14 protein-coding genes are annotated in these 12,007 nt (G+C 72.2%); 8 read left to right on the top strand and 6 right to left on the bottom strand.

Annotated elements, in window-relative coordinates:
* Positions 1–58: 58 nt before the first annotated feature.
* On the bottom strand, positions 59–697 hold the full coding sequence (gene rlmE / locus HNR76_RS03940) for a 23S rRNA (uridine(2552)-2'-O)-methyltransferase RlmE (RefSeq protein ID WP_162310953.1): 639 nt from the start codon (positions 695–697) through the stop codon (positions 59–61).
* Between the two features lie 82 nt (positions 698–779).
* Between rlmE and yhbY the strand changes: the two genes are divergently transcribed.
* Both yhbY and HNR76_RS03930 read left to right on the top strand, forming a co-directional pair.
* Positions 780–1,085: a ribosome assembly RNA-binding protein YhbY gene (gene yhbY, locus HNR76_RS03935; protein ID WP_162310954.1), complete on the top strand. Its 306-nt coding sequence runs from the start codon at positions 780–782 to the stop codon at positions 1,083–1,085.
* Between the two features lie 6 nt (positions 1,086–1,091).
* On the top strand, positions 1,092–1,481 hold the full coding sequence (locus tag HNR76_RS03930; protein WP_162310955.1) for an Mth938-like domain-containing protein: 390 nt from the start codon (positions 1,092–1,094) through the stop codon (positions 1,479–1,481).
* Between the two features lie 201 nt (positions 1,482–1,682).
* On the opposite strand, the gene HNR76_RS03925 is transcribed toward HNR76_RS03930, so the two are convergent.
* The 4 genes from HNR76_RS03925 to surE are packed head-to-tail and all read right to left on the bottom strand — an operon-like array spanning position 1,683 to position 4,642.
* Positions 1,683–2,450 (bottom strand): peptidoglycan DD-metalloendopeptidase family protein, encoded by a 768-nt coding sequence (locus tag HNR76_RS03925; protein ID WP_425501786.1) that lies wholly within the window; start codon positions 2,448–2,450, stop codon positions 1,683–1,685.
* A gap of 54 nt (positions 2,451–2,504) precedes the next feature.
* Complete coding sequence (locus HNR76_RS03920; protein WP_162310956.1) at positions 2,505–3,152, bottom strand: exopolysaccharide biosynthesis protein; 648 nt, start codon at positions 3,150–3,152, stop codon at positions 2,505–2,507.
* Between the two features lie 3 nt (positions 3,153–3,155).
* A complete protein-coding gene (locus HNR76_RS03915) occupies positions 3,156–3,848 on the bottom strand; it encodes a protein-L-isoaspartate(D-aspartate) O-methyltransferase (protein ID WP_162311021.1) in 693 nt (230 codons plus the stop codon).
* The gene (surE, locus tag HNR76_RS03910; RefSeq protein ID WP_162310957.1) at positions 3,848–4,642 is read right to left on the bottom strand and encodes a 5'/3'-nucleotidase SurE; all 795 of its coding nucleotides are present in this window, start codon (positions 4,640–4,642) and stop codon (positions 3,848–3,850) included. Before surE ends, HNR76_RS03915 begins: the two co-directional genes overlap by 1 nt.
* 168 nt (positions 4,643–4,810) lie before the next feature.
* Between surE and HNR76_RS03905 the strand changes: the two genes are divergently transcribed.
* From HNR76_RS03905 to HNR76_RS03880, 6 genes are read left to right on the top strand one after another with little or no spacing between them, the layout of a single operon-like run.
* The gene (locus HNR76_RS03905; protein WP_162310958.1) at positions 4,811–5,329 is read left to right on the top strand and encodes a Smr/MutS family protein; all 519 of its coding nucleotides are present in this window, start codon (positions 4,811–4,813) and stop codon (positions 5,327–5,329) included.
* Between the two features lie 46 nt (positions 5,330–5,375).
* Positions 5,376–6,401 (top strand): UDP-3-O-(3-hydroxymyristoyl)glucosamine N-acyltransferase, encoded by a 1,026-nt coding sequence (gene lpxD / locus HNR76_RS03900; RefSeq protein WP_183982115.1) that lies wholly within the window; start codon positions 5,376–5,378, stop codon positions 6,399–6,401.
* Positions 6,398–6,856 (top strand): 3-hydroxyacyl-ACP dehydratase FabZ, encoded by a 459-nt coding sequence (fabZ, locus tag HNR76_RS03895; protein ID WP_162310960.1) that lies wholly within the window; start codon positions 6,398–6,400, stop codon positions 6,854–6,856. The genes lpxD and fabZ overlap by 4 nt, the downstream gene beginning before the upstream one ends.
* A 31-nt stretch (positions 6,857–6,887) precedes the next feature.
* Positions 6,888–7,676, top strand: coding sequence for an acyl-ACP--UDP-N-acetylglucosamine O-acyltransferase (lpxA, locus tag HNR76_RS03890; protein WP_162310961.1), 789 nt, complete (start codon positions 6,888–6,890; stop codon positions 7,674–7,676).
* 25 nt (positions 7,677–7,701) lie between these two features.
* Complete coding sequence (gene lpxB, locus HNR76_RS03885; protein WP_162310962.1) at positions 7,702–8,913, top strand: lipid-A-disaccharide synthase; 1,212 nt, start codon at positions 7,702–7,704, stop codon at positions 8,911–8,913.
* Positions 8,910–9,572 carry a ribonuclease HII gene (locus tag HNR76_RS03880; protein WP_425501787.1) on the top strand — a complete coding sequence of 221 codons (663 nt, stop codon included), beginning with the start codon at positions 8,910–8,912 and terminating at the stop codon, positions 9,570–9,572. Before lpxB ends, HNR76_RS03880 begins: the two co-directional genes overlap by 4 nt.
* 245 nt (positions 9,573–9,817) lie before the next feature.
* On the opposite strand, the gene HNR76_RS03875 is transcribed toward HNR76_RS03880, so the two are convergent.
* Complete coding sequence (locus tag HNR76_RS03875) at positions 9,818–11,992, bottom strand: RelA/SpoT family protein (RefSeq protein ID WP_162310963.1); 2,175 nt, start codon at positions 11,990–11,992, stop codon at positions 9,818–9,820.
* Positions 11,993–12,007 lie beyond the last annotated feature (15 nt).

Genomic DNA, 12,007 nt, shown 5'->3' with positions numbered 1-12,007 from the left:
CCGGTGTATCCCTGATCCTGCGTGTGTCTGTTGCGGCCTCGGCTCGCGGGTTTCGAGCTTACTTCATCCGCGCCAGCTTGCCCTGCCCGAGGGCATAGACTTCCGGCGAACGCTTGCGCGAGGCCGCCGGCTTGCGGATGGCGACCTTTTCGTAGCGGCGGCGCAACTGGCGCACGTAGTCGTCGAACCCCACCCCCTGGAACAGCTTGATCAGGAAGGCGCCGCCGGGGCGCAGGTGGGTGTCGGCGAACTCCAGCGCCAGTTCCGCCAGGTGCATGGCCCGCGGCTGGTCGACCGCGTCCATGCCACTCATATTGGGGGCCATGTCCGACAGCACAAGGTCCACCGGCCGGCCTTCCAAAAGCGTCTCCAGCTCCGATAAGACGGCATCCTCCCTGAAATCCCCATGAAGGAACTCGACGCCGGCCAGCGGCGGCATCTCCAGGATGTCCAGCGCCAGCACCCGGCCGCCGTCGCCCAGCGCCTGGCGCACGTACTGCGACCAGCCGCCCGGGGCCGCGCCCAGGTCGACCACCACCATGCCCGGCTTGAGCAGGCGGTCGCGTTCCAGCAATTCCTCCAGCTTGAACGCCGCGCGCGAACGCAGGCCCGCGGCCTGGGCCTTCTTCACGTAGGGATCGGCGAAGTGCTCGCGGAGCCAGCGGTGGCTGCTCTTGCTGCGGGAGCTGCGGGACATGCGTGGGCTGGGCACGGAGCCCGCGGCGATATGGGGCGCCATGATACCCTGATCCGCCCTGCAGACCCCGCCCCGGTACCCGATGTCCGTCGTCCTGACCGCCGCCCAGAACCGTTTTCTCCGCGGCCAGGCCCATGGCCTCAAGGCTCTGATGCAGGTGGGCGGCAAGGGCATCACCCCGGCCCTGCTGGCCGAGCTGGACCAGATCCTGGAGCGACACGAGCTGGTCAAGGTCAAGGTCGGCGCCGAGGACCGCGAAGCCCGCGACGCGATGATCGCCGACCTGGCCGCGCAGGCCGGCGCCGCGCTGGTGCAGCGGATCGGGCACACCGCCACCCTCTACCGCCCCGCCCGGGACAAGCCCGGGATCGTGCTGCCGCGGGCCTGACCGGCCATGCACCTGAGCCACGAGCGCCCCGACTACGAATTCATCCTGCGCCAGGCCGACGGCCGCCATGCGCGCGTCAACGACCGCGTGCTGGTGCGCAGCTTCGCCCTCGCGCCGGACCGCCTGCTCGACGAATGGCCGGCCCCGGCCGCGGCCGCCGGCCTGCTGCCGGCGCACATGGAGCCGCTGCTGGCGCTGCGGCCGGAGCTGGTGGTGCTGGGCACGGGCCAGCGCCAGTCGTTCCCGCCGCCGGCGGTGATGGCCGCCTGCCTGACCCGGCAGATCGGCATCGAGGTGATGGACAACGCCGCCGCCGCGCGCACCTACAACGTGCTGGCCGGCGAGGGCCGCCGGGTGGTGGCGGCATTCCTGCTGGATGGCGGGCCTGCGGGCTGAACGGTGCGGCACGGCGGTACCTGGCGCACGCCGGCCCGTGCTCCCGCCGTCAAGGCCGATGCGACCGCCCTTTCCACTGGCACCCGCCTTCCTCGTGGAAGCCGGCTTCCGTCGGTGGCAGGCCAGACATCGGGCCGGTCGGCATGACGGTTTCCGGCCCCTGCGGGACCGGAAACCCGCTACCCGCCAAGCGCGGCGCCGTCAGCGCTTGGGCAGGTACAGCAGCGGATCGACCGGCTTGCCGTTGTGGCGGATCTCGAAATGCAGCATGTCGCGCGCCGTGCCGGTACGGCCCATCTCGGCGATCTGCTCGCCGGTCTTCACGTTCTGGCCTTCGTTGACCAGGCGCTTGCGGTTGTGGCCGTAGGCCGACAGCCACTGCTCGTTGTGCTTGACGATGATCAGCTCGCCGTAACCCACCAGCCCGGCACCCGAATACACCACCACGCCGTCGGCCGCCGCCGTCACCGGCTGGCCGCTGCTGCCGCCGATGTCGATGCCCTGGCGGGTGTTGTCGCCGGCCACGTAGGTGCCCAGCAACACGCCCTGCGCCGGCCAGCGCCAGGCGAAGCCGCTGCTGGCCGGGACGGGCGCGGGCGTCGCGGGACGCGGCGGGGCCGTCGCGGCGCCGGCCGCCGGACGCGTGCTGGCGGCGGTGGCCGTCTTGCCGTCGGCCGGGCCCAGCCGCAGGCGCTGGCCCGGATAGATCGTGTAGGGCGGTTGCAGGCCGTTCCAGCGGGCCAGGTCGGTCACCGACATGCCCTGCGCGCGGGCCAGCGAATAGAGCGTGTCGCCGCGCTTGACCAGCACCGATTCGCCCGGGCGCGGCTGGGAGGCGGCCGTCGCCGTGCCCGAGGCGGACGGACTGCGCACCACCGTGCTCTTGCCGCAGGCGGCCAGCAGCAGCAGGGCCAGGACCAGGGCGCCGAAACGGAACACCATGCTTGCCGGGGCGGTCGCGTTGCTCATGCGGATGCGTGTCTCCCTGTATGAAGTCGGATGCGCCAGCGCGGCGCGCCGGGTTCAACCGGTCAGTCTTTCGAATATCCCGTGCGCGGCCATGCCACCGCCGCCGATCAGCACCGCGAAGTAGACCATGGTGCCGACATTGGCCACATGGCCCAGCAGTATGGCCCCGCCATCGCGCTGGATCATGCCGGTGGCATACAGCAGCAGCGCCAGGGCCGGCAGCGTGTTGCTGAACGGCACGAAGCCGAACGGTGCCATCAGCAGCAGCGCGGCGAGGATGAAGGCCAGGTCGTTGAGCCAGCGCGCGACACGGCCGTCGGCCAGCGCGCCCAGCCGTCGCGGCCGGCTGATCCGCTCCATCCGCCGGACCCAGCGCAGCCCGGCGGTCAGGCCCGGGCGCAGGCGGCCGGCCGGCAGCGCCCGGTCCTTCAGCCGACGCGGCAGCCACAGCGGGCGCCGGGCCAGGCGGCTGACCCCCACCAGCAGGATCGCCGCGCCGAACACCGTGCTCACGCCGGGAATCGACACCGGGATCAGGAACACCAGGGTCAGCAGGATCACCAGCAGCAGCAGGCCCTCGTCGCCGAAGGCGTCCAGCAGCTCGCGCAGGCTCAGCCGGTCCTCGGGCAGGCGCGCGATGATCGCGGCCAACTGCTCGCCCAGCGGGGCACCGGCGTCGAGGAGGGGCGTAGGCTCGGGCATGGTTCAGTCCAGGGTGCCGGCGAGCAGCGGCACGAACACCACCGGTCCCAGCACGTCCTCGTCGACCCCGCCGTCGGCACGCTTGACCAGGCGCAGCAGCGACTGCGAGGAGGCGCCGCCGACCGGCGCCACCAGCACGCCGCCCACGCCAAGCTGCTCGATCAGCGCCTCCACCAGCGCCGGGGCCGCGGCGGTGACCAGGATCGCATCGTAGGGCGCGTGCTCGGGCCAGCCCACGCGTCCGTCGTCGTGGCGGCTGCGCACGTTCATGCCCAGCGCGCGGAAGCGCTTGCGCGCCTGGCGCAGCAGCTCGCCGATGCGCTCGACGGTGTACACCTCCAGCCCCAGCGCGGCCAGGATCGCGGCCTGATAACCGGAACCGGTGCCGATCTCCAGCACCCGCCCGGGCTGCGCGGCCATCACCACCTCGGTCATGCGCGCCACCACCCACGGCTGGGAGATGGTCTGGCCATGGCCGATGGGCAGGGCGGTGTCCTCGTAGGCGCGGCTGGCCAGCGCCTCGTCCACGAACAGGTGGCGAGGCACGGTGCGCACCGCGTTGAGCACGTTCTCGTCGACGATGCCGCCGCCATTGGCCGCGCCCTCGCGCAGGCGCTCGACCAGGCGGTCGCGCACGCGCTGCGAGGTCATGCCCAGGCCGACCGCCTCCGGCTGCAATCGCAGGCGCGGGGCCATCATGCCCGGGCTCCCGGCGCCCCTGCGGCCAGCGCCTGGGTCAGCCCGCCGACCCAGCCGGCCACCTTCTCCAGCGCCTGGTAGCGGGTGAGGTCGACATGGATGGGAGTGATGGAGATGTGCCCGGTGCGCACGGCGTGGAAATCGGTGCCCGGCCCGGCGTCCTGCTCGGCGCCGGCCGGGCCGATCCAGTAGACGGTGCGCCCGCGCGGATCGGTCTGCGGCACGCAGGCTTCGGAGCGATGGCGGTTGCCCAGGCGGGTCACCTCGAAGCCGCGCACGTCCTGCCAGGACAGGTCGGGCACGTTGACGTTGAGGATGGTGTTGGCCGGCAACGGATCGGTGAGCAGCCGCGCGACGATCTCCACCGCCGCACGCGCGGCGGTGGCGTAGTGGCGCGCGTCGTGGTTGCGCGTGACCAGCGACACGGCCACCGCCGGCAGGCCGAGGAAGCGCCCCTCCATCGCCGCCGACACGGTGCCCGAATAGATCACGTCGTCGCCCAGGTTGGCGGCGTTGTTGATGCCCGACACGACGATGTCCGGTTCGAACTCGAACATGCCGGTCAGCGCCAGGTGCACGCAGTCGGTGGGCGTGCCGGCGACCGAGCAGGTGTAGTGGTCCAGGCGCTTGGTCCGGATCGGCACGTCCAGGGTGAGCGAGTTGCTGGCGCCGGAGCGGTCGCGGTCGGGGGCCACCACGAAGACCTCGTGGCCGGCGTCGCGCAGGCCCTCGGCCAGGGCGTGGATGCCGGGTGCGTCCACACCGTCGTCGTTGCTTACCAGTACGCGCATGGGCTTCCTCGAAAACATCCGCATGATACCGGAAGCGCCCGCATCGGTTCCGCCGCTTGCGTGGCCGCCTCGCCGCGGTCGCACGCCGCCTTCGCGCTTCGCGCGTCGTTATTCCTGCGGGCCGGGGCGCTTCTCATCGCATCCGCCCGCCTGCGCTAGGCTGTGCGCATGCACGAGGACGACGACGCCGAGCTTTTCCGTGCCGCGGTCGGCAAGGTGGCGCCGCTGCGCAAGCCCGCGCCGGCACCGCCGGCACCGCCCCGTCCGCGCGCGGCCGCGCGGCCCGGCAAGCCCGACGAGAAGGGCGTGCGCGGCCGCCTGGCCGACCACCCGGATGCCGTGCTGCTGCGCGGCGACCCCAGCGCGTTCCGCCGCGAACGGGTATCCGGGCACGACTGGCAGCGGCTGCGCCGCGGCCAGTTCTCGGCCCAGGACGAACTGGACCTGCACGGCGCCAATGCGCTGCAGGCCGAGACCCTGCTGGCGCGCTTCCTGGCCGAATCGGCGCAGGCCGGCCTCGGCTGCGTGCGCATCATCCACGGCAAGGGCGGCGGCGAAGGCGTGCCGGTGCTGAAGAACCTGGTCGACCGCCTGCTGCGCCAGCGCGGCGACGTGCTGGCCTTCCATTCGGCACCGCCGGCGCAGGGCGGGACCGGGGCGCTGCTGGTGCTGCTGGCCCGCCGCTGAGTCCGTACGGTCGGGTCCGGGGTGCGGGGAGGCTAGAATGCGCGGCATGAGTGCCCCCGTATTCACCGCCGCCGAACTGGCCCAGCGCTTCTCCCTGCAGTTGCACGGCGACGGCACCGCCCCGGTGCGCGGCGTGGCCACCCTGGCCGGTGCCGGCCCGGGGCAGTTGGCGTTCCTGGCCAACCCCCGCTACCGCGCGCAACTGGCCGCCTCCCGCGCAGGCGTGGTGGTGGTGCGCGCCGACGACGCGCAGGCCGCGCCGGGCGCCGCGCTGGTCGCGCGCGACCCCTACGTCGCCTTCGCCCGCATCGCCGCCCTGTTCGAGCGCGTGCCGGCGCGGGCGCCGGGCATCCACCCCTCGGCGGCGATCGACCCGGGCGCCGAGGTTTCGCCCGATGCCCACGTCGGCCCCTTCGTCAGCGTCGGTGCGCGCTCGCGGATCGGCCCGGGCTGCGTCATCGGCCCCGGCTGCACGATCGGCGAGGACTGCACCCTGGACGCCGGCTGCGAGCTGCAGGCGCGGGTGACCCTGGTGGAGCGCGTGCGCCTGGGCAAGCGCGTGCGCATCCTGCCCGGGGCGGTGCTGGGCGCGGCCGGCTTCGGCCTGGCGATGGATGCCGGGCGCTGGGTCAACGTACCGCAACTGGGCGGGGTGGTGGTCGGCGACGACTGCGAGATCGGCGCCAACACCTGCATCGACCGCGGCGCGCTGGAAGACACCGTGCTGGAGGAGGACGTGCGCTTGGACAACCTGGTGCAGATCGGCCACAACGTGCGCATCGGCGCGCACACCGCCATGGCCGGCTGCTCGGCCGCGGCCGGCAGCGCCCGGATCGGCCGCTATTGCCTGGTCGGCGGCGGCGCCGGCATCCTCGGCCACCTGGAAGTGGCCGACAAGGTCACCGTGACCGCGATGTCGCTGGTGACCCACAGCCTTCGCGAGCCGGGCGAGTACTCCTCCGGCACCCCGCTCACCGACAACCGTACCTGGCGGAAGAACGCCGCCCGGTTCAAGCAACTGGATGCGCTGGCACGCCGCGTCAACGCCTCCACCCAGGGAAGTCCCGAATGAACGAACCCGTGCAGCTCCCCATCGACGTCGCCGCCATCCAGACGCTGATCCCGCACCGCTACCCGTTCCTGCTGGTCGACCGTGTCGATGAACTGGACATCGAGGGCAAGCGCATCGTCTGCCGCAAGAACGTCAGCATCAACGAGCCGTTCTTCCAGGGCCACTTCCCGACCCAGCCGATCATGCCCGGGGTCCTGATCATCGAGGCGCTGGCCCAGGCCGGCGGCGTGCTGACCCAGTTGTCGCTGGGCCGCGACGCGCAATCCAAGCTGTTCTACATGGTCAAGGTGGACAATGCGCGCTTCAGCCGCCAGGTGGTGCCGGGCGACGTCCTGGAGCTGCACGTGACCATCAAGCGCGTGATCCGCAACATGGCCGTGTACTACGGCGAGGCCAAGGTCGACGGCGAGATCGCCGCCTGCGCCGAGGTGCTGTGCGCCGGCACCCGCGGCTGACCCCGGCCGGCGCCAATCCTGGAACCCCCGCATGAGCGACGCCCCCCGCATCCATCCCACCGCCGCGATCGACCCGGGCGCGCGCCTGGGCGAAGGCGTGAGCATCGGCGCCTTCGCCGTAGTCGGCGCCGACGTGGAAATCGGCGACGGCTGCCAGGTCGGCCCGCACTGCAGCTTCGCCGGGCCCACCCGGATCGGCCCCGGCAACCGCTTCATCAGCCACGTCGCCGTCGGCGGCGAGCCGCAGGACAAGAAGTTCGCCGGCGAGCGCACCGAACTGGTGATCGGCGAGCGCAACGTGTTCCGCGAGTTCGTCACCCTCAACCGCGGCACCGCCGGCGGCGGCGGCGTCACCCGCATCGGCGACGACAACTGGCTGCTGGCCTACAGCCACGTCGCCCACGACTGCATCGTCGGCGACCACTGCGTGTTCTCCAACAACACCACCCTGGCCGGGCACGTGACCGTGGGCGACTGGGTGATCATCAGCGGCTTCGCCGGCGCCCACCAGTTCTGCCGGATCGGCGACCACGCGTTCCTGGGCATGGGCGCGCTGGTCAACGGCGACGTGCCTCCGTTCACCATGGTCGGCGGCAACTCGCTGGGGCGCCCGCGCGGGATCAACAGCGAAGGCCTCAAGCGCCGCGGCTTCGACGCCGAGCGCATTGCCGCGATCAAGCGCGCCTACCGCACCCTGTACGTGGCCGGCCTGCCGCTGGCCGAGGCCAGGCAGCAACTGGCCACGCAGGCCGAGAGCAGCGCCGACGTGCGCCACCTGCTGGATTTCATCGACGGCGGCGAACGGCCGCTGCTGCGCTGAAGCGGCCGGACGGGGACGCACCGGCATGAACGCGCGGATCCGGGGGCATGAAACGACGCAAGGCGGCGGCCCGCGGTTCGTGCTGGTCGCCGGCGAAGCCTCCGGCGATGCGCTCGGCGCGGGGCTGATCGACGCGCTGCGGCAGCGCTTCCCCGAGGCCTGCTTCGCGGGCATCGGCGGCGACGCGATGCGGGCGGCCGGCATGGAGACCTGGCACGACGCCAGCGAACTGGCGGTGATGGGCCTGGCCGAAGTGCTGCGCCACCTGCCGCGCCTGCTGCGCCTGCGCCGCGAATTCCGCGCGCGCGCGCTGGCCTGGCGGCCGGACGTGGTGGTCGGGATCGACGCACCGGACTTCAACCTGCCGGTGGAGCGCTGGTTCAAGCGGCGCGGCGTGGCCACCGTGCACTACGTCAGCCCCTCGGTCTGGGCCTGGCGCGAGAAGCGCGCCGAGAAGATCGGCGCCAGCGCCGACCGCGTGCTGTGCCTGTTCCCGATGGAGCCGGAGATCTACGCCCGCCACGGCGTGGACGCGCGCTTCGTCGGCCACCCGATGGCCGACGCGCTGCCGCTGCGGCCCGACCGCGCCGCCGCGCGGGCGAGCCTGGGCCTGCCCGCCGACGCACCGGTGCTGGCGGTGCTGCCGGGCAGCCGGCTGGGCGAAATCGAGCGGCTGGGCGAGATCTTCTTCGAGGCCGCCTGGCGTGCGTCCGAGGCGCTGCCCGCGCTGCACGTAGTCGCCCCGGCCGCCAACGGCGCCTGCCGCGCGCTGATGCGGGCGCAGATGTCGCACTCGGCCCTGCCGCCGCAGCGCGCGCACCTGCTCGACGGCCAGGCCCGCGCCGCGATGGCCGCCGCCGACGTGGTCCTGCTCGCCTCCGGCACCGCCACCCTGGAGGCGATGCTGTGCAAGCGCCCGATGGTGGTGGGCTACCGGGTGGCGCCGCTGACCTACCGCATCGTGCGCGCCCTGGGCCTGCTCAAGGTCGACCGCTACGCCCTGCCCAACGTGCTGGCCGGCGAGGACCTGGCCCCGGAACTGATGCAGGACGACTGCACCCCGGACCGGCTGGCCGCCGCGGTGCTGCACTGGTTCCAGGCGCCGCAGGCGGTGGCCGCGCTGCAGCCGAAATACCTGCGCTTGCACGAGCAGTTGCGCCGCGACGCCTCGGCCTCGGCGGCCGAGGCCATCGCCACCCTGCCCGGCCTGCTCGCCTCGGCGGAGCCGCGGCCGTGAACCGGCGCGCGTCGGCGCGGGCGTCCGGCGACATGGGCATGTTCGCCATCGACCGCAGCTCCCTGCGCCTGGCCGGCGTGGACGAGGCCGGCCGCGGCCCGCTGGCCGGTCCGGTGGCAGTGGCGGCGGTGATCCTGGATCCGGCCCGCCCGGTCGAGGGGCTCAACGATTCCAAGAAGCTCAGCCACGCCCGGCGCGAGGCGCTGTACCCGCTGATCGTCGAACGCGCGGCGGCCTGGCATGTCGAGATGATGGCGGTGGCCGAGATCGACCGCCTCAACATCCTGCACGCGACCCTGGAGGGCATGCGCCGCTGCGTGGTCGCGCTGGGGCCGCAGGTGGAGCTGGTCCGGATCGACGGCAACGCGGTGCCCAAGGCGCTGCCGTGCATGGCCGAGGCCTTGGTCGGCGGCGACGCGCTGGAACCGGCGATCATGGCCGCCTCGATCCTGGCCAAGGTCGCCCGCGACCGGCTGATGTGCCGGCTGCACGCCGAGCACCCGCAGTACGGCTTCGACTTGCACAAGGGCTATCCCACGCCGGCGCACCTGGCCGCGCTTTCCCTGCACGGCCCCTGCCCGCACCACCGCCGCAGCTTCGCGCCGGTGCGCGAGTCGGCGGCGCGCATGCGGGAACGGGAGCCGGCTTTCGAGGCTTGATCGCCGCCGGAAGGCCTTGCCCGGATCATCGGGGCAACGCGCCGGTTTCGGGCGGGGGATGCTGCTCCATCCGATGCGCCGAAGGCAAAGCGCTGGCTTCGGGCCGGCCGCCGTCCTCTGCGGCGCCGGGTTCGCTGCTTCCATGGACATGGAGGACGACGCAGTTGTCCGGCCGCATGCGGCGGCTCGGCGCCGAGGAAGTCGCGTCCCCAACGCGCGCCGGGACGCGGCAGCGCGAGCCCGCCCTACTGGCGGCGCACGCCCTGCACCACGTTCAGCCGACGCAGGCGGCGGATGACATCGGCCAGGTGGGTACGGTCGCGCACCTGGATGGCGAAGCGCAACTGCGCCGCGTTCATGTCCCGGTCCAGGTAGTCCACCCGCTCGATGTTGGACTGGCTCTGCGCCAGCGCCGCGGCCAACTGCGCCAGCACGCCGGTGTGGTTCTCCACGTCCACGATGAGGGAGGTGTCGTAGTCGCCGGCGACGTTGGGGTCCCAGTCGATCGGCACCCAGCGCTCCGGCGACTTGCGGAACTCGGCCAGGTTGGAACAGTCCAGCCGGTGCAGCACCACGCCCTTGCCGGCGGTGTGGTAGCCCATGATCTCATCGCCGGGGATGGGCTGGCAGCAGTTGGCGAAGCTGACCACCCCGCCCTCGGTGCCGTTGATCAGGATCTTCTCCTGCAGCCGGCCGGAGCGGCCGCGGCCGCCGCGCAGCTCCGCATAGGCCATCAGCGCCTGTGCCGCCTGGCTGGGCATCCAGTTGCCCAGCGCCACCTCCGCCAGGAACGCCTCCAGGCGCGGGAACCGGTGCTCGGCCAGGAACGACTCCAGCCGCTGCGCCGGCAGCTTCTCCAGCGAACTGCCCATCGCCTCCAGCGCGCGGTCGAGCATGCGGTGGCCCAGTTGCACCGCGTCCTCGTGCTCGAGCTGCTTGAGCTGATGGCGGATGGCGGTGCGCGCCTTGCTGGTGACCACGAACTCCAGCCATTGCGGCTTGGGCGCGGCCGACTTGGCGGCGATGATCTCCACCGTCTGCCCGCTGGCCAGCTTGGTCTTCAGCGGCACCAGCTTCTTGTCCACGCGCGCGGCCACCGCCTGGTTGCCCACGTCGGTATGCACCGCATAGGCGAAGTCCAGCGCGGTGGAGCTGCGCGGCAGCGACAATATCCGCCCCTTGGGCGTGAACAGGTAGACCTCGTCCGGGAACAGGTCGACCTTGACGTTCTCCAGGAACTCCAGCGAGGAGCCGGCCGCGCGCTGCGAGTCGATCAGGTCCACGATCCAGGCGTGCGCGCGGCTCTGCGCGCTGTTGGGGCTCTCGCCGCCATGCTTGTAGGTCCAGTGCGCGGCGATGCCGCGCTCGGCGATCAGGTCCATTTCCTCGGTGCGGATCTGCACCTCGATGGGCGAACCGTAGGGACCGAACAGCACCGTGTGCAGCGACTGGTAGCCGTTGGCCTTGGGGATGGCGATGAAGTCGCGGAAGCGCCCGTCCAGCGGCTTGAACTGCGCATGCACCGCGCCCAGCGCGCGGTAGCAGTCCGGCACGCTGCGCACGACCACGCGGAAGCCGAACACGTCCATCACCTGGTCGAAGCTCTTGCCCTCGCCCTGCATCTTGTTGTAGATGCTCCACGGGGTCTTGATCCGGCTCACCAGGCGGTGCTCCAGGCCCTCGCGGGCCAGGCCCTGGGAAAGCTTCACCTCCACCTGCACCATCGATTCGCGGCGCACCACCGGCTGGCTGCGGATGTGCTTCTCGAGGATCGCGTGGCGCCAGGGATACAGCGCGCGGAAGCCCAGGTTCTGCAGCTCGGACTTGACCAGGCTCATGCCCAGGCGCTGGGCGATCGGTGCGTAGATCTCCAGGGTCTCGCGGGCGATGCGGCCGCGCGCCTCGCCGCTTTGTGCGCCCAGGGTGCGCATGTTGTGCAGGCGGTCGGCCAGCTTGATCATGATCACGCGCAGGTCGCGCGACATGGCCAGCAGCATCTTGCGGAAGCTCTCGGCCGCCGCCTCCTGGCGGTCGCGGAACTTGAGCTTGTCCAGCTTGGTGACGCCGTCCACCAGGTCGGCCACGTCCTCGCCGAAGCGGGTGGCGATGTCCTGCCGGGTGAGCGGGGTGTCCTCGATGGTGTCGTGCAGGATGGCGGCGATCAGCGATTCCACGTCCAGGCCCAGCTCGGCCAGCACCCCGGCCACGGCCATCGGATGGGTGATGTAGGGCTCGCCGGACTTGCGGGTCTGGCCGGCATGGGCGGCGGCGCCCATCTGCCAGGCCTCGCGCAGCAAAGGCAGTTGCTCCCGCGGCAGGTAGGACGCCAGGCGCTCGAGTTCGAGGACGTAGCCGGGCACCGGCTCGCCCGTGGGTGGCGGCCCGTTTGCGACTGCCTGGGCGGAATGGCCTGGGTTCATGCGGAAAGACTATGC

This window comes from Pseudoxanthomonas broegbernensis (genome assembly GCF_014202435.1).
In the GTDB taxonomy this organism is placed as follows: Bacteria; Pseudomonadota; Gammaproteobacteria; order Xanthomonadales; family Xanthomonadaceae; genus Pseudoxanthomonas; species Pseudoxanthomonas broegbernensis.
The sequence above is the reverse complement of the archived record's forward strand: the minus strand, read 5'-3'. Positions and strand labels throughout refer to the sequence as shown.